Origin of the sequence: Flavobacterium sp. ALD4, assembly GCF_002836475.1 — a bacterium.
Lineage (GTDB): Bacteria > Bacteroidota > Bacteroidia > Flavobacteriales > Flavobacteriaceae > Flavobacterium.
The window spans coordinates 147325-170693 of sequence record NZ_PJBJ01000030.1 but is presented as its reverse complement, the minus strand read 5'-3'; the positions used below and the strand labels follow the sequence as shown (position 1 = coordinate 170693).

Sequence of the window (23369 nt, the reverse complement as noted above, 5' to 3'; positions counted from 1 at the left end):
AGAGCTTAAGAATAACGCTATCGTTTAGAGTTTCAATCACGTCAATTAGTTAAAAATAATATTAGTAATATGAATTCAAGTTATTTCACAGAAGAACATCAATTATTTAGAGAGAGTTTAAAAGATTTTTTACAAAAGGAAGTTGTACCGCACATCGAAAAATGGGAAAAAACGGGAACAATTGAACGCTTTATATGGAAAAAGTTTGGCGAAATGGGCTTTTTTGGTATAAATTATCCGGAGGTATATGGTGGGTTAAATTTAGATTTGTTTTACACCGTGATTTTTCTAGAAGAACTTCAAAAGATTAAATCGTCCGGTTTTGCGGCTGCTATGTGGGCACATTCGTATTTAGCCATGACACATTTAAATGCAGAAGGTGACGAAAGAATCAAACAAGAGTATTTAGCTCCAAGTATTTCTGGTGATAAAATAGGTGCCTTATGTATAACAGAGCCTTATGGAGGGAGTGATGTTGCGGGAATGCGCACCACAGCTGTAAGAAAAGGAGATAAATATGTTATTAATGGATCAAAAACATTTATAACGAATGGTGTTTATGCGGACTATTATATTGTTGCCGCCAAAACAAAACCAGATATTGGTAATAAGGGGATTAGTATCTTCTTAGTAGACACAAAAACCACCGGAGTTTCTGCAACGAAATTAGATAAATTGGGATGGAGAGCGTCAGATACAGCAGAAATTGCATTTGATAACGTTGAAATTCCAGCAGAGAATTTAATGGGAGAGGAAGAAAAAGGTTTTCCTTATATCATGCAGCACTTTGCCTTGGAAAGGTTGATTATGGCTATAAATGGTCATGCAAGGGCTGAGTATGCAATGGAATATACTATAGATTATATGTCACAACGAGAGGCTTTTGGGAAAACAATAGATAAATTCCAAGCATTGAGACATACGATAGTAGAGCATGCAACGGAGGTGGAGCATTGTAAAGTGTTTAACTATGCTGCCGTAGCCAGATTAGATAAAGGTGAGTACGTAGTTAAAGAAGCGACTATGGCTAAGTTGAAATCTACAAAAGTGGCTGACGAAGCAATTTATAGCTGTTTGCAAATGCTAGGAGGTTATGGATATATGGAAGAATATCCTTTGGCTCGTTTATTAAGAGACAGTCGTTTGGGGCCAATAGGTGGTGGAACATCGGAAATACTTAAGGAGATATTATCAAAAATGATAATTGATAATAAGGATTATAAGCCAGCTGTGAAATAGTAGTTTATCTAAAATAAAAAAATCGCTTTTTAATGATATTATTAATTCTGTTTCGTTTGAAAGTGAATTTAAAAATAGAATGTGCAGAAGCTAAAATTAGTGATGATCTTGTATTCGCTGGAAAAGTAAATTTTCAAAGCTTATTTAAACATAATAAAAGAGTCAATATAGCTATTGACTCTTTTTTTTGTGTGAAGGATAGCAACGGAAATTCTTTTACGAGGGTTTTCGGAGTAAAAGATTGCAGAGATTAGCCAGGTGGCAAGAGAGATGTACTTGTGGAATAGCATTGTGTATTGCCGCACACCAAGGTAAGTGAATCATTCAAAAAGGATTCAATCGTAATATCGTTTAGCGTGTTTGACGAAAGTTGGTGTTTATCTTATATCAATGAAGCCAACTAAAGACGGAGAAATATACATGTAGCATCACGGTGTAATAAGTGAAGATTTAATGAATCAGGGAATATTCGTCAATAAATTGCTGTTTTTATTAAGCCTTCTATGAAAAATAGAATTAAAGTTCATAAATAAGCTTTTGTAAAAGTTTGATAAAAAGCTTTCTACTATTTTTCACAATAAATGGCGTTAGGGAGTGAAGTCTCTTTTTTTTAATTTTAGAGTTTTTTTTTATGAAGTTATCTCGGTGGTGGTATTGTGAGGTTATTTGAAAAAAAAACTCCTTTTTGAATAACACTTTAATTATTGAATCATTTGACAGAATCTAATAGGGTGTTTAATTCTGTAATAATAGTATAGCGCTCGTTAGTTTTAAGTCTTTTAAGAGGATTGGTGACTTTTTTTTTAGAATTAAACGTTTTGGATTATTATTTTTAGACAATTCATGCCTTTTAATTCAAAATGTTTTCTACTTTTGCACACTTAACGAAAGGAGGTGTCAATATTATGTTAATTATACCAATTAAAGAAGGAGAAAATATCGATAGAGCATTAAAGCGCTATAAAAGAAAGTTTGATAAAACAAAAACTGTTCGTCAGTTAAGAGCACGTACTGCTTTTATTAAACCTTCTGTGAAAAATAGAATTAAAGTTCAGAAAGCAGCTTATATTCAAAACATGAGAGATAACTTAGAGAACTAAGCAATTTCTTTTTTACATTAGATGCCGTTAGTCATTAAAGTTTTATAACTTTGATGCTAACGGTTTTTTTTATTTTATATGGTTACTACTATAGAGGCGTTTCGGGATTATCTTCAAAAGGAGAAAAAGTATTCGCCACATACCGTAAGCGCTTATTTGAATGACATAACGAACTTTCAGTCGTTTATTACAATTCATTTTGATCAAGAGGGCATAGAAGAGGTAAACTACAGTCAAATTAGAAGTTGGATTGTGTCACTTGTGGATAAGGGGATGTCTAACGTTTCAGTTAATAGAAAGGTAGCTTCCTTAAAAGCGCTTTATAAGTTTCTCTTGAAAACAAAACAAACACAAGTCAATCCGCTGTTGAAGCACAAGTCGTTAAAAACGGCTAAGACAATTCAAATTCCGTTTTCTGAGAAAGAAGTGGCGGAAGTGTTAGGAGGGATAGAAAGCCCAGTTGGTTTTGAAGAAGTCAGAAATAAATTGATAATAGACTTGTTTTATACAACCGGAATACGACGAACGGAGCTAATTCATTTGAAAGTTAACGATATTGATTCGTCAAGCAATACAATAAAGGTTCTTGGTAAGAGGAATAAAGAAAGAGTCCTTCCTGTTTTGCCAATTATAGCAGCGCAGTTTTCTTCGTATGTTAACGAGAGGTCTCTGGTAGAAAACATTCGGGATTTTGATTGTTTCTTTATTACAAAAAAAGGGTTAAAATTAAATGATTCTTTTGTATATCGGTTAATAAATACTTACTTTAGTGCTGTCTCCGGAAAGGTAAAAAAAAGTCCGCATATTTTACGTCATACGTTTGCGACTCATTTATTAAATAACGGAGCTGATTTAAATTCGGTGAAAGAATTGTTAGGACATTCCAGTTTGGCCTCAACGCAAATTTATACACACAGTAGCTTGTCAGAGCTTAAGAAAGTTTATGAAGAGGCGCACCCAAGGAATAAGTAGCGGTTCGAAAAATGTTTAACCATTAAAAAATTTGATTATGAAGGTAAATGTTCACGCAGTTAACTTTGCTGTTGACGGAAAATTAGTAGGTTATGTTCAAGAGAGAATGGATAAATTAGAGAAGTATTACGACAAGGTGGTTTCTTCAGATGTCTATTTAAAAGTTGAAAAGACAAGTGATAAGGAAAACAAGGTCGTTGAGGTAAAGATGAATGTCCCTGGTGATGATTTTATGGTTAAGAAACAATGTAAAACATTTGAAGAGGCGATTGAGTTATCGGCTGTATCTTTGGAGAGATTGTTGGTAAAAAGAAAAGAAAAATTGAGAACACATATTTAATCGAAAACTTTTTTTAAAAAATGTTTTGATTGAGAGATAAAATCTCTACATTTGCAGTCCGTTAGAAATAGCGGACTTTTTTTATTAATAATGCCAGTGTAGCTCAGTTGGCTAGAGCAGCTGATTTGTAATCAGCAGGTCGTGGGTTCGAGTCCCTCCACCGGCTCTTTTTGAAATAATGTAACAGAATAATGGTTAAGGGGAGATACTCAAGCGGCCAACGAGGGCAGACTGTAAATCTGCTGTGTAAACTTCGCAGGTTCGAATCCTGCTCTCCCCACAATTTTAGGTTTGAAAATCTAAAGCTAAAAACTCTGCCGATGTAGCTCAGGGGTAGAGTGCTTCCTTGGTAAGGAAGAGGTCTCGGGTTCAATTCCCGACATTGGCTCAAGTAAGTAGGAGATTGAAATTAAATATATAAATAGATTAAAAATTAAGTAAAATGGCAAAAGAAACCTTTAACCGTAACAAGCCCCACTTAAACATTGGTACAATTGGGCACGTGGATCACGGAAAAACTACATTAACTGCAGCGATAACTAAAGTGTTATCTGATGCAGGTTACTGTCAAGCAAAATCATTTGATCAAATTGATAATGCTCCAGAAGAAAAAGAAAGAGGTATTACAATTAATACATCACACGTTGAGTATGAAACTGCTAATCGTCATTACGCTCACGTTGACTGTCCAGGTCACGCGGATTACGTAAAGAACATGGTTACAGGTGCTGCTCAAATGGATGGTGCTATTCTTGTTGTAGCTGCTACAGATGGACCAATGCCGCAAACACGTGAGCACATCCTATTAGGTCGCCAGGTTGGTATTCCTAGAATGGTTGTATTCATGAATAAAGTGGATATGGTTGATGATGAGGAGTTACTTGAACTAGTTGAGATGGAAATCAGAGACTTGTTATCTTTCTACGAATATGATGGAGATAATGGACCGGTTATTCAAGGATCTGCTTTAGGTGGATTGAATAATGATCCAGCATGGGTACCAAAAATTCTTGAATTGATGGAAGCTGTTGACGCTTGGATCGAAGAGCCAATCAGAGATGTTGCAAAACCTTTCTTGATGCCTGTTGAAGATGTATTCTCAATCACTGGTCGTGGAACTGTTGCTACAGGTCGTATCGAAACAGGAGTTGCTAATACAGGAGATCCAGTTGAAATCATTGGTATGGGAGCTGAAAAGTTAACTTCAACTATTACAGGAGTTGAGATGTTCCGTAAAATCCTTGATAGAGGAGAAGCTGGAGATAACGTAGGTATTCTTTTAAGAGGTATTCAAAAAGAAGACATCAAAAGAGGAATGGTTATTTGTAAGCCAGGTTCAGTTAAGCCACACGCTACATTTAAAGCTGAGGTTTATATTTTGAAAAAAGAAGAAGGTGGTCGTCACACACCATTTCACAATAATTACCGTCCACAGTTTTACGTACGTACAACTGACGTAACAGGTATCATTACTTTGCCAGAAGGTGTAGAGATGGTTATGCCTGGGGATAACTTAACTATTGATGTAGTATTGCTTAGTGCAATTGCATTAAGTGTTGGTTTGCGTTTTGCTATCCGTGAAGGTGGTAGAACAGTAGGTGCAGGTCAGGTGACTGAGATTGTAGCATAATCCTATAAATAATTTTAAAGCCAGTGTCGTTTTCTTTTAGATGACGCTGGTTTTTAACAAACGGGCGTAGTTCAAGGGTAGAATAGCGGTCTCCAAAACCGTTGATGGGGGTTCGAATCCCTCCGCCCGTGCAAAAAAATATATCATAATGGCAAAAATAGTTGATTACATATCAGAATCATTTGAGGAATTAAAGTCGAACATGACTTGGCCAGAGTGGCCTGAAGTGCAGCGTCTAACGATTGTTGTTGCTATTTTTTCCGTATTATTCGCTTTGGCAACATGGGGAGTAGATGAGTTTTTTGCATCAGCATTAGCTGGATTTTTTAATTGGATAAAAGCTTAAACTTTGTTATGACAGATAATAATCTAAAAAAGTGGTATGTTGTTCGTGCGGTAAGTGGGCAAGAGAATAAAGTGAAAGCTTACATAGAAAACGAAATCTCTAGATTAGAGATGGGTGACTATGTTTCTCAAGTACTAGTTCCGACGGAAAAAGTAGTAACTGTAAAAGATGGGAAGAAGTTAATCAAGGATAAGGTATATTTTCCTGGTTATGTCATGATTGAAGCAAATCTGATTGGTGAAATACCTCATATTATTAAAGGTATTACAAGTGTTATTGGTTTTTTAGGTGAAATTAAAGGTGGAGAGCCGGTACCATTAAGGCTTTCAGAAGTTAATAGAATGTTAGGTAAAGTGGATGAGTTAGCGGTAAATGCGGATACTCGTTCTATACCGTTTAACTTAGGTGAGACGATTAAGGTTATTGATGGGCCTTTTAATGGTTTCAACGGTACAGTTGAAAAAATTAATGAAGAGAAGCGTAAACTAGAAGTAATGGTGAAGATTTTCGGAAGAAAAACACCGTTAGAATTAGGGTTTATGCAAGTTGAAAAAGTATAATATTTGTTACACATAATATCCATTACAATCGCTTCCTAATGATTGTAGTGTTAAATTTTTTAAAAAATGGCTAAAGAAATTAGTAAAGTAGTTAAACTACAAGTTAAGGGAGGTGCTGCGAATCCATCGCCACCGGTTGGACCTGCTTTAGGAGCTGCTGGTGTAAACATCATGGAGTTCTGTAAGCAATTCAATGCGAGAACTCAAGATAAAGCCGGCAAAATATGCCCAGTACAAATTACTGTGTATAAAGACAAATCATTTGAATTTGTTGTTAAAACTCCGCCTGCAGCTGTTCAGTTATTGGAAGCTGCGAAGCTAAAATCTGGTTCTGGTGAGCCTAATCGTAAAAAAGTAGCTAGTGTTACTTGGGAACAAATTAGAGCTATTGCTGAAGACAAGATGCCAGACTTAAATGCATTCACTATGGAGTCTGCAATGAGTATGGTTGTAGGAACAGCTAAATCTATGGGTATAACTGTATCAGGAGACGCTCCTTTTTAATTAAAAGAAAGACATGGCAAAATTGACAAAAAAGCAAAAAGAGGCTGCTTCAAAAATTGATAAAAACAGAATGTATTCTTTGAAAGATGCTGCGGCATTATTAAAAGATGTTGCATCTGCAAAATTTGATGAGTCTGTTGATATCGCGGTACGTTTGGGTGTAGATCCAAGAAAAGCGAATCAAATGGTAAGAGGTGTGGTAACATTGCCTCATGGAACTGGTAAAGATGTTAAAGTATTAGCATTGGTTACTCCGGATAAAGAAGCGGAAGCTAAAGCGGCTGGGGCAGACTATGTAGGTCTTGACGAGTATTTACAAAAAATTAAAGATGGTTGGACAGATGTTGATGTAATCATCACTATGCCAAGCGTTATGGGTAAGTTAGGTCCATTAGGTCGTATTTTAGGACCTAGAGGTTTAATGCCAAACCCTAAGACAGGTACTGTAACAATGGATGTTGCAAAAGCTGTTGCAGAGGTTAAAGCTGGTAAAATCGATTTCAAAGTTGATAAAACTGGTATTGTACATGCAGGAATTGGTAAAGTTTCTTTTGGAGCTGAGCAAATTGTTGACAATGCACACGAAATTATTCAAACATTAATCAAACTTAAGCCAACTGCTGCTAAAGGGATATATATCAAAAGTATCTATCTAACAAGCACTATGAGTCCTGCTATTGCACTAGACCCTAAAGCAGTATAATTGGTAGTTAATAATTTTTAGTATGACTAGAGAAGAAAAATCAATCGCGATTGAAGATTTAACTGCACAGTTAGCTGGTACAAATATTGTTTACGTAGCAGATATTTCTGGGTTAAATGCAGATACGACTTCAAAATTAAGAAGAGCTTGTTTTAAAGCAGGTATTAAATTAGAAGTTATAAAAAACACTTTGCTTGTAAAGGCAATGGAAGCTTCTGCTAACGATTATGGTGAGTTGCCATCAGTATTGACTGGTAATAGCGCTATATTCATTTCAGATGTAGCAAATGGACCGGGTAAGATAATTAAAGATTTCCGTAAAAAGTCGGCTAAGCCAGTTTTGAAAGGAGCTTATATCAATGCTGAGGTTTATATTGGAGATGATCAATTAGATGCGTTAGCAACTATTAAATCTAAAGAAGAACTTATCGGTGAGCTTATTGGATTACTTCAAGCACCGGCACAAAGAGTTATTTCTGCACTTCAAAACCAATTCGCTAAAGAAGAGGTTGCTGAAACAGAAGCATAATACAAATAGAGTAAAACTCGATTTATATTATTTACAATGCGCACAATAAACAAAATATAATTTTACAAATCATTTTAAAACGATAGAAAAAATGGCAGATTTGAAACAATTCGCGGAACAATTAGTTAATTTAACTGTAAAAGAAGTTAACGAATTAGCAACAATATTGAAAGACGAGTACGGAATCGAACCAGCTGCTGCAACTGTAGTAGTATCAGGTGGTGGTGACGGTGCTGCTGAAGAGGTTCAAACAGAATTTACAGTGGTATTAAAAGAAGCAGGTGCTTCTAAATTAGCAGTTGTGAAAATGGTAAAAGAACTTACAGGTTTAGGTTTGAAAGAAGCTAAAGATGTAGTTGATAGCGCTCCAAGTAACGTTAAAGAAGGTGTAACTAAAGATGAGGCAGAAGCTTTGAAAAAATCTTTAGAAGAAGCTGGAGCTGTTGTTGAGCTTAAATAGTTAAACACAGTTTAGGAATTAGGTTTAGGTCTTGGGTACACATCCAAAGACCTAAACCATTTTTCGTATAACAAAAGTCTGTCTTATTTATTGAATAATAAGTTGTGATAGCAAATCCATTTTATCCCATTACGAGGAAAAAAAATTGACAGATAATAAGAAAGTAGTTATCTTAAATTGATTTTTAAAGATGTAGTGGTTTTAAAATTAAAGTATAATTAGAAATATTTATACCAATAAAAATTACTTTTATAATCAAAATTTTGTCCATTGATGATAACAAATCAGACCGAAAGATTGAATTTTGCCTCTACAAAAAATATTCCTGCATATCCAGATTTTCTTGATGTTCAGGTTAAATCTTTTCAAGATTTTTTTCAATTAGAAACTAAATCTGATGAAAGAGGCAATGAAGGACTTTATAATACCTTCATGGAAAATTTTCCAATTACAGATACAAGAAATAACTTTGTATTGGAATTCCTTGACTACTTCGTGGATCCACCACGTTATACAATTCAAGAATGTATTGAAAGAGGTTTGACACATAGTGTGCCTTTAAAAGCAAGGTTAAAGCTATATTGTACAGATCCAGAGCACGAAGATTTTGAAACTATTGTTCAAGATGTTTATCTTGGTACAATTCCTTACATGACACCAAGTGGTACTTTTGTTATCAATGGTGCTGAACGTGTTGTTGTTTCTCAGCTGCATAGATCTCCAGGGGTTTTCTTTGGACAGTCTTTTCATGCTAATGGAACAAAATTATATTCTGCCAGAGTAATTCCTTTTAAAGGTTCTTGGATAGAATTTTCTACAGATATCAATAGCGTAATGTACGCCTATATCGACAGAAAGAAAAAATTACCTGTTACTACATTATTCCGTGCAATTGGATTTGAAAGAGATAAAGATATCCTTGAGATTTTTGACCTTGCTGAGGAAATTAAAGTATCTAAAACAGGTCTTAAAAAATATATCGGTAGAAAATTGGCTGCTCGTGTATTAAATACATGGCATGAAGATTTTGTAGATGAAGATACTGGTGAAGTGGTTTCTATCGAACGTAACGAAATAATCCTTGATAGAGATACCATTATCGATAAAGATAATGTGGAAGAAATTATTGATTCTAACGTTAAATCTATTTTGTTACATAAGGAAGATGCTAATCAAGCTGATTATGCCATCATCCATAATACGTTACAAAAAGATCCAACAAATTCTGAAAAAGAAGCCGTTGAGCATATTTACAGACAATTGCGTAATGCAGAACCGCCTGATGAAGAAACTGCTCGTGGTATTATAGATAAATTATTCTTCTCTGATCAACGTTACAACTTAGGTGAGGTAGGTCGTTACAGAATGAATAAAAAACTTGGTCTAGATATCCCAATGGAAAAGCAAGTGCTTACCAAAGAAGATATTATTACCATTGTAAAATATTTGATCGAATTAATAAATGCGAAAGCAGATATTGATGATATTGATCACTTATCGAATCGTCGTGTAAGAACAGTTGGAGAACAATTGTCTCAACAATTCGGTGTTGGTTTAGCACGTATGGCTAGAACCATTAGAGAGCGTATGAACGTTAGAGATAACGAGGTGTTTACACCAATAGATTTGATTAATGCTAAAACATTATCGTCTGTTATCAACTCTTTCTTTGGAACAAACCAATTGTCTCAGTTTATGGATCAAACGAATCCACTTGCCGAGATAACGCACAAAAGAAGATTATCTGCACTAGGACCAGGTGGACTTTCGAGAGAGAGAGCTGGATTTGAGGTACGTGATGTTCACTATACGCACTACGGACGTTTATGTCCTATTGAAACACCAGAGGGACCAAACATTGGTTTGATTTCATCTCTTGGAGTTTATGCTAAAGTGAACGGAATGGGTTTCATTGAAACGCCTTACCGTAAAGTAACTAATGGAGTTGTGGATTTAGTCTCAACACCAATTTACTTAAGCGCTGAAGAGGAAGAAGGAATGTTGATTTCTCAAGCAAATATTCAGATGGACAATTCTGGAAAAATTACTGCCGAAAACGTAATTGCACGTCAAGAAGGTGATTTCCCTGTAATTGACCCTGTAAATGTTGATTATGCAGATGTTGCTCCAAATCAAATTGCTTCAATTTCGGCATCTTTAATTCCTTTCTTGGAACATGATGATGCGAATAGAGCGTTGATGGGATCTAACATGATGCGTCAAGCCGTACCATTAATACGTCCTGAAGCACCAATTGTTGGAACTGGATTAGAGCGTCAAGTAGCTTCAGATTCTAGAGTTTTAATTAATGCAGAGGGTGATGGAGTGATAGAATATGTAGATGCAAACATCATCACTATCAAATACGATCGTTCTGAAGAAGAAAGAATGGTTAGTTTTGACTCTGATGAAAAAACATACAATCTAATTAAATTTAGAAAAACCAATCAAGGGACAAGTATCAACCTTAAACCTATCGTAAGAAGAGGGGATAGAGTGGTTCTTGGTCAAGTATTGTCGGAAGGATATGCAACTCAAAATGGTGAATTAGCTTTAGGTAGAAACCTAAAGGTAGCATTTATGCCATGGAAAGGGTATAACTTCGAGGATGCGATTGTTATTTCTGAAAAGGTGGTTCGTGACGATATTTTCACCTCTATTCACGTTGATGATTATTCATTAGAAGTTAGAGATACTAAATTAGGTAACGAAGAATTGACGAATGATATACCAAACGTTTCTGAAGAGGCTACTAAAGATTTAGATGAAAATGGTATGATCAGAATTGGAGCCGAGGTTAAACCTGGTGACATTCTTATCGGGAAAATTACTCCAAAAGGGGAATCAGATCCTACTCCGGAAGAGAAATTGCTTCGTGCAATCTTTGGGGATAAAGCAGGTGATGTAAAAGATGCTTCATTAAAAGCGTCTCCATCTTTACATGGTGTAGTTCTTGACAAAAAACTGTTCGCAAGGGCGGTAAAGGATAAACGCAAACGTACACAGGACAAGGATGCTTTAGGAGCGCTTGAAATGGAATACGAAGTGAAGTTTGTTGAATTAAAAGACAAATTAGTAGAAAAACTTTTCTTGATTGTTAATGGGAAAACATCTCAGGGTGTAATGAATGATTTGGGTGAAGAAGTTTTACCAAAAGGTAAAAAATACACGCAAAAAATGCTTTATGCTGTTGAAGATTTTGCCCACTTAAGCAAAGGTCAATGGGTTGCGGATGACTCAACTAACAAAATGGTGAATGAATTAATTCACAACTATAAAATCAAGTTGAATGATTTACAAGGCGCATTAAGAAGAGAGAAGTTTACGATTTCTGTGGGTGATGAATTGCCAGCTGGAATATTGAAATTAGCTAAAGTTTATATTGCCAAAAAACGTAAGTTGAAAGTTGGGGATAAAATGGCTGGACGTCACGGTAACAAAGGTATTGTTGCTCGTATTGTTCGTCATGAAGACATGCCTTTCCTTGAAGACGGAACGCCAGTTGACATTGTGTTGAACCCGTTAGGTGTACCTTCACGTATGAACATTGGTCAAATTTATGAAACTGTTTTAGGTTGGGCTGGACAAAAGTTGGGTAGGAAATATGCTACGCCAATCTTTGATGGTGCGTCTCTAGACCAAATCAATGAATTGACTGACGAAGCTGGAATACCACGTTTTGGACATACCTACCTTTATGATGGTGGAACTGGAGAGCGTTTTCATCAAGCAGCAACTGTTGGTGTAATCTATATGTTGAAATTAGGACATATGGTTGATGATAAGATGCACGCACGTTCAATCGGGCCATACTCATTAATTACACAACAACCTCTTGGTGGTAAAGCACAATTTGGTGGACAACGTTTCGGAGAGATGGAAGTTTGGGCACTTGAGGCTTATGGAGCGTCAAGTACGCTAAGAGAGATCTTGACTGTGAAGTCTGATGATGTAATTGGTAGAGCTAAAACTTACGAAGCAATCGTAAAAGGAGAATCTATGCCAGAACCGGGATTACCTGAATCATTCAATGTATTGATGCATGAATTGAAAGGTCTTGGATTAGACATTAGATTAGAAGAATAAATAAAAGTTTGTAGTATACAGTTTTTAGGTAGCAATACCTGAAAACTGTTTACTCATTTATAAGAGTTTTTAGGATTTAGCCTCGTAAACCGTTCCGATTTTTTATATAAAATTAGTTTTGTATAACTAGCGCTTTAATAGAAGTTTAAAGTTTAGAGAAGTAATCCAGGTAGAAACGCAGCATGCTGCGTACTATAATCAATTTTTTAATTGCAATTAAATCAATAGTAGAAACTATGATGAATAATAGAAATAATAATAAAGATAAGAATCCTGTAAAAAGGTTCAATAAAATATCGATTGGTTTAGCTTCTCCTGAATCTATCTTGAAAGAATCAAGAGGTGAAGTTTTGAAACCAGAAACTATTAACTACCGTACGCACAAGCCTGAGCGTGACGGTCTTTTCTGCGAACGTATTTTCGGACCGGTAAAAGATTTTGAATGTGCTTGTGGAAAATACAAAAGAATCCGATATAAAGGAATCATTTGTGACCGTTGTGGTGTTGAAGTTACCGAGAAAAAAGTACGTAGAGACAGAGTAGGTCATATCAATCTTGTTGTGCCAATTGCTCATATCTGGTATTTCCGTTCACTTCCTAATAAAATTGGATACATACTAGGTCTTCCGTCTAAGAAATTAGATATGATCATTTACTACGAGAGATACGTAGTAATTCAAGCGGGTATTGCAGTAAATGGAGAAGGTGAATCAGTTAAAAGATTAGATTTCTTAACAGAAGAAGAATATTTGAATATTTTAGATACTCTTCCTGCAGATAATCAATATCTTGACGATTTTGATCCAAATAAATTTGTTGCCAAAATGGGAGCGGAGTGTATCATGGATTTATTGGCAAGAATTGATCTTGATGAATTATCTTATCAATTAAGACATAATGCTAACACTGAAACGTCTAAACAACGTAAAACGGAAGCATTAAAAAGATTACAAGTTGTTGAATCTTTCCGTGAGTCTAACTTGAACCGTGAAAATCGCCCTGAGTGGATGATTATGAAAGTGGTGCCTGTTATTCCACCAGAATTACGTCCACTTGTGCCACTTGATGGAGGTCGTTTTGCAACTTCAGATTTAAATGATTTATACCGTCGTGTAATTATCCGTAATAACCGTTTGAAAAGATTAATGGAGATTAAAGCTCCAGAAGTTATCTTAAGAAACGAAAAGCGTATGTTGCAAGAGTCAGTAGATTCATTATTTGACAATACACGTAAAGCTTCTGCTGTAAAAACAGAATCAAATAGACCATTAAAATCATTATCTGATTCCCTAAAAGGTAAGCAAGGACGTTTCCGTCAAAACTTACTTGGAAAACGTGTGGATTATTCTGCTCGTTCGGTAATTGTTGTTGGACCTGAATTGAAATTGTTCGAATGTGGTATCCCTAAAGATATGGCAGCCGAATTATACAAACCTTTTGTTATCCGTAAATTGATAGAAAGAGGAATTGTTAAAACTGTAAAATCAGCGAAGAAAATAATAGACAAAAAAGAGCCTGTAGTTTGGGATATTCTTGAAAATGTAATTAAAGGACACCCGATATTACTGAATCGTGCTCCTACTTTGCACAGATTAGGTATACAAGCATTCCAACCAAAATTAATTGAAGGAAAAGCAATCCAATTGCACCCTTTAGTTTGTACTGCATTTAATGCGGATTTTGATGGGGATCAAATGGCGGTACATCTACCATTAGGACCAGAAGCTATCCTTGAAGCACAATTGTTAATGTTGGCTTCTCATAATATTCTGAATCCTGCAAATGGTGCGCCAATTACTGTACCTTCTCAGGATATGGTTTTGGGTCTATATTATATGACCAAAGAGCGTTTATCAACTCCAGAACACAAAATATTAGGTGAAGGAATCACTTTCTATTCAGCTGAAGAAGTAAATATTGCATTAAACGAAGGAAGATTAGAATTGAATGCTCGAGTGAGGATTAGAGCAAAAGATTTTAATGAAGCTGGAGAGTTGGTTTATAAAATCATTCAAACTACTGCCGGTCGTGTCATCTTTAATGAAGTAGTACCGGAAGCAGCAGGATATATTAATGATGTATTGACTAAGAAAAACCTTAGAGATATTATTGGTCACGTGTTAAACGCGACTAGTGTACCTGAAACGGCAGGTTTCTTGGATAATATGAAAGATATGGGGTACAAATTTGCCTTTAAAGGTGGATTGTCCTTCTCATTGGGAGATATTAGAATTCCAGATCAAAAACCACAGTTAATTGCAGATGCTAGAACACAAGTTGAAGGTATTTCTGTAAATTATAACATGGGTCTTATTACAAATAACGAACGTTACAATCAAGTTATTGATGTATGGACTTCTGCCAATGCGCAATTGACAGAATTAGCAATGAAAAACATTAGAGAAGACCAACAAGGTTTTAACTCAGTGTACATGATGCTTGATTCTGGTGCAAGGGGTTCCAAAGAACAAATTCGTCAGTTAACTGGTATGCGTGGTTTGATGGCTAAGCCTAAAAAATCGACTGCTGGTGGTGGTGAAATTATTGAAAATCCAATTCTTTCTAACTTTAAGGAAGGTCTTTCTATTCTTGAGTACTTTATCTCTACTCACGGTGCGCGTAAGGGTCTTGCGGATACTGCCTTGAAAACGGCGGATGCAGGATATTTGACAAGAAGACTGCACGATGTTTCTCAAGATGTTATTGTGAACATTGAAGATTGTGGAACATTAAGAGGTGTTGAAGTTTCAGCATTGAAAAAGAATGAAGAAATTGTTGAATCGTTAGGAGAAAGAATCTTAGGACGTGTTGCATTGCAAGACGTAATAAATCCTTTAACTAATGAAGTGTTAGTTCAATCTGGACAACAAATCACTGAGGCTATCATGAAAACAATCGACGCTTCTCCAATTGAGAAAGTGGAAGTTCGTTCTCCTCTTGTTTGTGAAGCGTTAAAAGGTATTTGTGCTAAATGTTATGGTAGAAATTTAGCTACCGGTAAGATGACACAAAGAGGTGAAGCAGTAGGAGTTATTGCTGCACAATCTATTGGTGAGCCAGGAACACAATTAACATTACGTACTTTCCACGTTGGAGGGGTAGCGGGTGGTATTTCTGAGGAATCAAGTATCATTACAAAATTCAAGGGTAAACTTGAAATTGAAGATATTAAAACTGTAAAAGGTGAAGACAGCGAAGGAAATGCTGTTGATATCGTTGTTTCTCGTTCTACTGAGTTAAAATTAATTGATGAGAAAACTGGAATTCTTTTAAACACACACAATATTCCTTACGGTTCAAGTATTTTTGTGAAAGATGGTCAGTCAGTTGAAAAAGGTGAAGTAATCTGTAAATGGGATCCATATAATGGAGTTATTGTTTCGGAATTCACGGGTAAAATTGCTTATGAAGATTTAGAACAAGGTCAATCTTTCATGGTTGAAATTGATGAGCAAACTGGTTTCCAAGAAAAAGTAATTTCTGAGTCAAGAGCTAAAAAATTAATTCCTACTTTATTAGTTTATGGTAAAGATGGCGAATTGATACGCTCTTATAACTTACCTGTTGGTGCCCACTTGATGGTTGAAAACGGTGAGAAAATTAAAGCAGGTAAAGTATTGGTTAAAATTCCACGTCGTTCTTCTAAATCAGGAGATATTACAGGAGGTCTGCCAAGAATTACTGAATTGCTTGAAGCTCGTAACCCTTCAAATCCAGCTGTAGTTTCAGAAATCGATGGTGTTGTTTCTTTTGGAAAAATTAAAAGAGGGAACCGTGAGATTATTATCGAATCTAAATTTGGGGATATTAGAAAGTACCTAGTTAAACTTTCAAGTCAAATTCTTGTTCAAGAGAATGACTTCGTTAGAGCTGGTGTACCTCTATCTGATGGAGCAATTACTCCAGAAGATATTTTGAGAATTAAAGGACCAGCGGCTGTTCAACAGTATTTGGTAAATGAGATTCAAGAAGTATATCGTTTACAAGGGGTGAAAATTAACGACAAACACTTTGAGGTAGTAATACGTCAAATGATGCGTAAAGTTAGAGTTCAAGATCCGGGAGACACATTATTCTTAGAAGATCAATTAATTCATACTAAAGACTTTATCTTTCAAAACGATAAATTATATGGTATGAAAGTGATTGAGGATGCTGGTGATTCAGCTAACTTGAAAGAAGGTCAGATTGTTTCTCCTCGTGAATTACGTGATGAAAACTCATTATTGAAACGTAACGATAAAAATATTGTTGTAGCTCGTGAAGTTATCACTGCAACTGGTACTCCTGTTTTACAAGGTATCACAAGAGCATCGCTACAAACAAAATCATTTATCTCTGCGGCTTCTTTCCAAGAGACTACTAAAGTATTAAACGAAGCTGCTGTTGCAGGTAAGATTGATTACTTAGAAGGATTGAAAGAAAATGTAATTGTAGGACATAGAATTCCTGCAGGAACAGGTATGAGAGAATATGATCATACTATTGTAGGTTCAAAAGAAGATTACAATGATATGATGGCGAATAAGGAGGAATATATATATTAAAACTAAGATATGAGTAATTCTAAACAACAACAGGAGCAGATTAACATTGAATTGGATGAAAAAATAGCGGAAGGAATTTATTCTAACCTAGCTATTATAAATCATTCGTCATCAGAATTTGTTCTCGATTTTGTAAGTATCATGCCTGGTATTCCTAAGGCCAAAGTTAAATCAAGAATTGTCTTGACACCGCAACATGCCAAAAGATTATTGAAGGCAATTGGAGAAAATATTCACCGTTTTGAACAAGCCCATGGCGAAATTAAGGACAGCGAACAACCTCCGATACCTCTAAATTTTGGTCCGGCAGGACAAGCATAATTTTATATAAAAAGGCTCCAGAAATGGGGCCTTTTTTTTTGCTATACTGTGGTTTTTTTGATACAGATAGGAACAGTAATTGGTTTTTATGTGTTCAAGCTGATCGCGATAGGAGGTAAGCCTCTTTTTTATAAGAGGTATTTCTGTATCTAAACGAGTTTAATTGTCGTTTGTCGGAAATATTTTAAAGAAAGGTATTGATACATTAGTTTTGGCATTGAATTAAAGAGGCGCAGTGTCTTTTTCCAAATCAAATCTTCTTATGAATAAATTTTCTAAACATAATGACTCTAGAAAAAGAGGAAATATTTTCTTACTATTTATTTTTATTTTGATGTCTAATATTTCGGCCTTTAGTCAAAGTGCAGAAAGCAGCAGCGTGGTCGTATCTGTTACAAATGATAGAACTGTTAACGAAGTAGAGCAAGATAATAAGGGAGCCGCAAACGTAGAATTTGTTCTGTGGTTCATGGGTTCGAAGCAAGATCCCAATAGTACTATTTCAAATGAGGGAATCAATACAAAGAAGCAAATTATGACTTCTGGATTGGCGCCTAATCGTTTGTTAATTAAAGCTTTTTTAAAGAAAGCTGTTAATTTTGAAAGTGCAATAGCTTAATATATAATTTGAAATCAAATATTTATAACCACAAAAAAAACGCTAATTTTTACATTAGCGTTTTTTTATTGGTTGAATTTTTAAAATTACTATTCAAATTCAGATGTAAAATATAGTTTTACACTTGGATATTTGTTTTTCGTCATCTGAATCGTAAAGTCGGAATCAGCAAGAAAAACTAATTGTCCGTATTTGTCTTTTGCCAAGAACTTCTGTTTAATTCGTTTGAACTCTCTAAATTCATCATTTTTTGCATCATCTGGTTTTACCCAACACGCTGTATGCACTGGGAAATTCTCATAGGTACATTTGGCTCCATATTCATGTTCTAAACGGTACTGGATCACCTCATACTGAAGTGCACCCACCGTTCCGATAATTTTTCTGTTATTCATTTCAAGAGTAAACAACTGGGCTACACCTTCATCCATCAACTGGTCAATCCCCTTGTCAAGCTGTTTGGCTTTCATTGGGTCAGCATTATTGATGTATCTAAAATGTTCCGGAGAGAAACTCGGAATACCTTTAAAACTCATGATTTCTCCTTCGGTCAAAGTATCTCCAATTTTAAAATTTCCTGTATCATGCAAGCCTACAATATCACCGGGGTAAGAGATATCAACTATTTCTTTCTTTTCGGCAAAAAAGGCATTCGGGCTTGAGAATTTGAGGTTCTTTTTTAGACGTACGTGGTAATACGGTTTGTTTCTTTCAAAAGTACCGGATACAATTTTTATAAATGCTAATCTGTCTCTATGTTTCGGATCCATATTTGCATGGATTTTAAAAACAAATCCAGACATTTTTTCTTCTTTAGGGTCAACTAATCTCGTTTCAGATTCTTTCGGTCTTGGTGATGGTGCGATTTCTACGAAACAATCTAAAAGTTCACGAACTCCAAAATTATTCAATGCGGAACCAAAAAAGACCGGTTGCAATTTTCCGTCTAGATAATCTTGGCGGTCAAATTTTGGATAGACTTCATCTATCAACTCCAATTCTTCACGGAGAGTATCGGCAGGTTTTTGCCCAATAATTTTTTCCAATTCCGGATTTTGTACATCTGAAAAAGCTATCGTTTCTTCAATATTTTTACGGTTGTCTCCACTAAACAAGTTAATGTTTTGCTCCCATAAGTTGTATATTCCTTGGAAGTCATACCCCATTCCTATAGGGAAACTTAGAGGGGTGACCGTTAGACCAAGCTTTTGTTCTACTTCGTCCATTAAGTCAAAAGCATCTTTCCCTTCACGGTCCATTTTATTGATAAAAACAATAATAGGGATTTTTCGTAATCTACAAACGGCGACTAATTTCTCCGTTTGTTCCTCAACACCTTTGGCAACGTCAATTACTACTATGACACTGTCAACAGCGGTTAAAGTTCTAAAGGTATCTTCAGCAAAATCCTTGTGCCCCGGGGTATCAAGAATATTTATTTTTTTCTCTTTGTAATTAAATGCCAAAACTGAAGTGGAAACAGAAATTCCTCTCTGACGTTCAATTTCCATAAAGTCACTCGTGGCACCTTTTTTAATTTTATTGTTCTTAACAGCACCCGCTTCTTGAATGGCACCACCAAAAAGGAGGAGTTTTTCTGTAAGCGTTGTTTTACCTGCATCGGGATGCGATATAATCCCAAAAGTTCTTCTTCTTTGTATTTCTTTTAAAAAGCTCATGTATGATTTAAATAGTCTGTAAAAGTACTATTTATAAATGTGAATAAAAAAAATGAGGCTGTCTTTTAGAACAGCCTCATTTATATTGGAAATATTTACGGTTTACATGTTAATTGACCAAACAGAATAACCGTTTGGAGGACACTGGATTTTTACCCATGTATCACCTTGCGTTGTAGGAATCCATGTAGAATTACCTGTAAAGTCTTTTATTTGTGCGTTGGTCCAATTAGTGGGAACCCATCTTTCTTGCCATGAAGATGAATTGTTGATGTAAACAACTAAGCCTGGATTTCCGTTATAGCCATTTCTTCTTGCGATGTATTCATCGTTATCGGTATATAATATTGATGTTGTTCCTGTCGCTTTTTGATTGTGAATCCAAATCAAATTATTCATTTTTGCCTTGTCCAGCCATTCTTCGTAATCTTTGTAAAAGATCGTTGGATAACCTTCATGAGTTAAAATGGATGCATAAGCTAATTGCTTATTATATATTTCATCGGTGTCATGGTTGGTTACAAAAGTAACTGCTTTATAGGGGTTTCTTTTCCACATCATGTCGTCATTCAGCAGATTAAGGTTGTTACCATCGAATGCATCATTCATTTTGTAGTAACAAGCAAAATCAAATACAGAACTGTTGGCATTGTTTGCCCACCATTCTAAGGTGTTTACGTTTGAATCCCAGTATTCGCCAATTGAAAAGCCGCCCACATTAGCGTTCCAGTCTTTCACTACCCAAGGTCCAAAACCTTTCACATAGTCAAATCTCCAGCCGTCAAATTTCATCGTGTTTTTGTAATATTTACCCACACCATCTGTTCTCAGCCATAGCCAGTTTTGCACATTTGGTGTCACATGTGCTAAGTCAGGAAATCCTCCAAAAGCGCCTTCATCATTATTACCGTACGCGTTTTTATAAAAGTCAGCACTTGTTCTTGGGAATTTTCCAGAAGCAATACCAGTAAAATTAGTGTACGTTTGGGTCCCTGTAAAAGGATTGCTTTCTAACTGTCCGCCACTATTATGATTAAGAACTATGTCAGCATACACTTGCATGTTTTCAGTATGGGCTTTTGTAATTAAACTTACCAATTCTGTTTTAGAACCAAAACGCGTTTCTATAGTTCCATTTTGATTGTAATCTCCGAAATCAAAATAATCAGTAGGGTCATACCCCATAGAAAATGGGCCGTTTTGTGCTTTGGATACTGGAGGAAGCCAAATGGAACCAATACCGGCATTTGACCATGCTGTTACTTTTGCACCTAATGTATTCCACCAGTTTCCACCAGCAGGAACATCCCAGTAAAAAGCTTGCATCATTACTCCACCCCCAGGGTTAGCTACATATTTCCCTGTTGTTGAAGTTGTCATGGATTTTCCGGTACTAAACGGATGACCATCATGGTGTGACATCAATTACTTTGCTTAACGCCTTGATTTCGGCTGTTGGTCCTTGTAATTCATCATTTGAGTTACAGGAGTAAAAGCACATAGCCAATGCGGCTAATGCTGCAATTTTTAAATTTGGTTTTTTCATAATTTTGTAGGTTGGTTAATAAGTATAGTGGGTATTGTTTTTTTTAATTAGGCATTAAATGGTATTGATATAATAAACCGAAAATTAGAAGTTTATTTATGTTAGGCCTTATTATTTCATGATATTAATTTTATTCGTTTAGTTATTTTACGAATAAAACTATTGGTCTCGGGCTAATGTATGTAAATTTTTGGATGATAAGCCTTTTGATTTTTTAACAGCTTAGCGAAAACGTTGTAGTGTTGATAAGTATTTATATTTTATTAGAAATGAGCTGTTTGAGTTTTTGTTATTTCAGTTCTATTTTTTATTTTTTCTGAGTAGAAATGGATCACAAATTAAAATAGTACCTGAGACTAATGAATTATATCAAAATGTAGATTTATTAGTGGAGAAATAATGTGAATGTGCGTGAGGTGCTTCTTTAAAAAATTAGCATATTATTAAAAAGAACCTCTAATTTGAGCCTGGTCTTAAGGGGGATTGAAGGAGTTTTATAATGGTTAAACGGGCTTATAATTTTTTGTTAATACTAGTGCGGAAACTTGTATTATGTAATTGAATTGTTATTTTTGTTCGTTTTTACTTTTGGAAATTCTTTGTAAGAACATTTTTATTTCCTGATAGTTAAAATGTATATTTGGCGACGAGTCAAAAGATCTTTATAAACGGGATTTGGAGTAATGAAAATTAGAATACTTTACTAAAACATAAAATTGATATAATGCCATTAAAAAAAATAGAAATGAAGTCCATAAATAGTAGAATTGCACTTATGTTTTTTCTTTTACTGTTTTCAAGTACCATTACTAGAGCACAAGAAATTATCAGGGATAGTGTAGTAGCGCCTGTTAAGAAAATCCAAACCAATGAAAGACAAAAAATCGACGGTATTATTGCCACTGTAGGGGATTTTATTATTTTGGATTCAGATATAGATAAGTCTTATTTGGAATTGTCAAGTCAAGGTAATTCCGTAAAAGATATTACCAGATGTCAAATGTTGGGGAAACTGCTTGAGGATAAACTATATGCGCACCAGGCGATTCAGGACAGTGTTAAAGTAACGGATGCTGAAGTGAAAGGAATGATGGATGAGCGATTAAGTTACATGGTAGGTCAAATCGGTTCTATGGAGAAAGTGATAAAGTATTACAAGAAAAATTCTGAAGAAGAGTTTAGAAGTTATTTCTTTGATATTTTAAAAGAGAACAAGCTTTCCTCAGAAATGCAAAAGAAAATTGTTGAAGGAGTGGAAATTACACCGGAAGAAGTTCGTAATTTTTTCAAATCAATACCAAAAGATGAATTGCCTCTTTTTGGAGCGGAAATGGAAGTAGCGCAAATCGTGATTACGCCTAAAGTTTCAGATGCAGAGAAACAAAAAGTGATTGACAGATTAAATGGATTTAAAAAAGAAGTGGAAGAAGGATCTAGTTTTGCAACTAAAGCTGTTTTATATTCCAAAGATCCAGGGTCGGCTACAAATGGAGGGTATTATAAAATGAATAGAAAAACACCTTTTGTAAAAGAATTTAAAGATGTTGCTTTTAGTCTTCAGCAGGGTGAGATATCTGATCCGTTCGAAACTGAATTTGGTTTTCATATTATTTATGTTGAAAAAATCAAAGGGCAAGAAATTGAATTACGTCATATATTATTGACACCTTCTGTATCTGAAGAAGCTCAAACTGCAGCTAAAGAGAAAATCACTTTAATTAGAAATAAAATTATCGATAAGAAAATCACTTTTGCTGAAGCTGCCAGAACAGAATCTGATCAAAAAGAAACCAGAGCAAATGGGGGGTCCTTAATCAACCCAAAAACACAAGATACCCGTTTTGAATTAACGAAAATGGATCCAAGTCTCTACAGTCAAGTTTCAAGCTTGAAAGATGATGCCATTTCCCAACCGATATTAGATACGGATGAAAACGGAAAGAAAAGCTATAAGTTGATTACAGTTACAAACAGAATCAACGAGCACATTGCTGATTATGCTACAGATTATATCAAAATTAAGGAATTAGCCTTAAAAGAAAAGCAAATCAAAGCAATAGGAAAATGGTTTGATGAGACAATCAAAAATACCTATGTTAAAGTCCTTGTAGAATATAGAGATTGTGACTTTACAAATAATTGGTTAAAAAAATAATTTTTATATTTTTCTAGAATAAATAAAAAGAGT

17 protein-coding genes, 4 tRNA genes and 1 pseudogene are annotated in these 23369 nt (G+C 35.2%); 20 read left to right on the top strand and 2 right to left on the bottom strand.

What is annotated here, in order from left to right; genetic code table 11:
* The first annotated feature begins 69 nt into the window (after window positions 1-69).
* The 19 genes from CXF59_RS09420 (at window position 70) to CXF59_RS09325 (ending at window position 17956) form a co-directional block, all read left to right on the top strand.
* Complete coding sequence (locus CXF59_RS09420) at window positions 70-1239, top strand: acyl-CoA dehydrogenase family protein (protein WP_101137556.1); 1170 nt, start codon at window positions 70-72, stop codon at window positions 1237-1239.
* Between the two features lie 905 nt (window positions 1240-2144).
* Window positions 2145-2339: a 30S ribosomal protein S21 gene (rpsU, locus tag CXF59_RS09410; protein ID WP_029596819.1), complete on the top strand. Its 195-nt coding sequence runs from the start codon at window positions 2145-2147 to the stop codon at window positions 2337-2339.
* 78 nt (window positions 2340-2417) lie between these two features.
* Window positions 2418-3311, top strand: coding sequence for a tyrosine-type recombinase/integrase (locus CXF59_RS09405; RefSeq protein WP_101137554.1), 894 nt, complete (start codon window positions 2418-2420; stop codon window positions 3309-3311).
* Between the two features lie 37 nt (window positions 3312-3348).
* Window positions 3349-3651, top strand: a complete 303-nt coding sequence (gene hpf, locus CXF59_RS09400; RefSeq protein ID WP_101137553.1) for a ribosome hibernation-promoting factor, HPF/YfiA family — start codon at window positions 3349-3351, stop codon at window positions 3649-3651.
* A gap of 92 nt (window positions 3652-3743) precedes the next feature.
* Window positions 3744-3817 (top strand) — tRNA-Thr (locus CXF59_RS09395).
* Between the two features lie 33 nt (window positions 3818-3850).
* Window positions 3851-3931, top strand: a tRNA-Tyr gene (locus tag CXF59_RS09390).
* Window positions 3932-3967: 36 nt separating this feature from the next.
* Window positions 3968-4039: transfer RNA gene (locus CXF59_RS09385), tRNA-Thr, on the top strand.
* 54 nt (window positions 4040-4093) lie between these two features.
* Complete coding sequence (gene tuf, locus CXF59_RS09380) at window positions 4094-5281, top strand: elongation factor Tu (protein ID WP_101137552.1); 1188 nt, start codon at window positions 4094-4096, stop codon at window positions 5279-5281.
* 60 nt (window positions 5282-5341) lie between these two features.
* Window positions 5342-5412 (top strand) — tRNA-Trp (locus CXF59_RS09375).
* A 17-nt stretch (window positions 5413-5429) separates the two neighbouring features.
* Entirely contained in the window at window positions 5430-5627 is a 198-nt protein-coding gene (locus CXF59_RS09370) for a preprotein translocase subunit SecE (RefSeq protein ID WP_101137551.1), read from the top strand.
* Between the two features lie 8 nt (window positions 5628-5635).
* On the top strand, window positions 5636-6187 hold the full coding sequence (gene nusG / locus CXF59_RS09365; protein ID WP_101138504.1) for a transcription termination/antitermination protein NusG: 552 nt from the start codon (window positions 5636-5638) through the stop codon (window positions 6185-6187).
* A 66-nt stretch (window positions 6188-6253) separates the two neighbouring features.
* Entirely contained in the window at window positions 6254-6691 is a 438-nt protein-coding gene (gene rplK, locus CXF59_RS09360) for a 50S ribosomal protein L11 (protein WP_101137550.1), read from the top strand.
* A gap of 13 nt (window positions 6692-6704) precedes the next feature.
* The gene (gene rplA, locus CXF59_RS09355; protein ID WP_101137549.1) at window positions 6705-7394 is read left to right on the top strand and encodes a 50S ribosomal protein L1; all 690 of its coding nucleotides are present in this window, start codon (window positions 6705-6707) and stop codon (window positions 7392-7394) included.
* Window positions 7395-7416: 22 nt separating this feature from the next.
* Entirely contained in the window at window positions 7417-7923 is a 507-nt protein-coding gene (gene rplJ, locus CXF59_RS09350; protein WP_101137548.1) for a 50S ribosomal protein L10, read from the top strand.
* Between the two features lie 91 nt (window positions 7924-8014).
* Window positions 8015-8383: a 50S ribosomal protein L7/L12 gene (gene rplL / locus CXF59_RS09345; protein ID WP_016990583.1), complete on the top strand. Its 369-nt coding sequence runs from the start codon at window positions 8015-8017 to the stop codon at window positions 8381-8383.
* A gap of 273 nt (window positions 8384-8656) precedes the next feature.
* Complete coding sequence (gene rpoB, locus CXF59_RS09340; RefSeq protein WP_101137547.1) at window positions 8657-12469, top strand: DNA-directed RNA polymerase subunit beta; 3813 nt, start codon at window positions 8657-8659, stop codon at window positions 12467-12469.
* Window positions 12470-12705: 236 nt separating this feature from the next.
* The gene (rpoC, locus tag CXF59_RS09335; RefSeq protein ID WP_101138503.1) at window positions 12706-17016 is read left to right on the top strand and encodes a DNA-directed RNA polymerase subunit beta'; all 4311 of its coding nucleotides are present in this window, start codon (window positions 12706-12708) and stop codon (window positions 17014-17016) included.
* 9 nt (window positions 17017-17025) lie between these two features.
* A complete protein-coding gene (locus CXF59_RS09330) occupies window positions 17026-17337 on the top strand; it encodes a DUF3467 domain-containing protein (protein WP_101137546.1) in 312 nt (103 codons plus the stop codon).
* A 262-nt stretch (window positions 17338-17599) separates the two neighbouring features.
* On the top strand, window positions 17600-17956 hold the full coding sequence (locus CXF59_RS09325; protein WP_101137545.1) for a hypothetical protein: 357 nt from the start codon (window positions 17600-17602) through the stop codon (window positions 17954-17956).
* A gap of 89 nt (window positions 17957-18045) precedes the next feature.
* Here CXF59_RS09325 and CXF59_RS09320 read toward each other — a convergent pair whose 3' ends face one another.
* On the bottom strand, window positions 18046-19635 hold the full coding sequence (locus CXF59_RS09320; protein ID WP_101137544.1) for a peptide chain release factor 3: 1590 nt from the start codon (window positions 19633-19635) through the stop codon (window positions 18046-18048).
* A gap of 102 nt (window positions 19636-19737) precedes the next feature.
* Window positions 19738-21181, bottom strand: a pseudogene (locus CXF59_RS09315) (alpha-amylase).
* A gap of 724 nt (window positions 21182-21905) precedes the next feature.
* Here CXF59_RS09315 and CXF59_RS09310 point away from each other — a divergent pair.
* Complete coding sequence (locus CXF59_RS09310) at window positions 21906-23336, top strand: peptidylprolyl isomerase (protein ID WP_101137543.1); 1431 nt, start codon at window positions 21906-21908, stop codon at window positions 23334-23336.
* The last annotated feature ends 33 nt before the right edge of the window (window positions 23337-23369 follow it).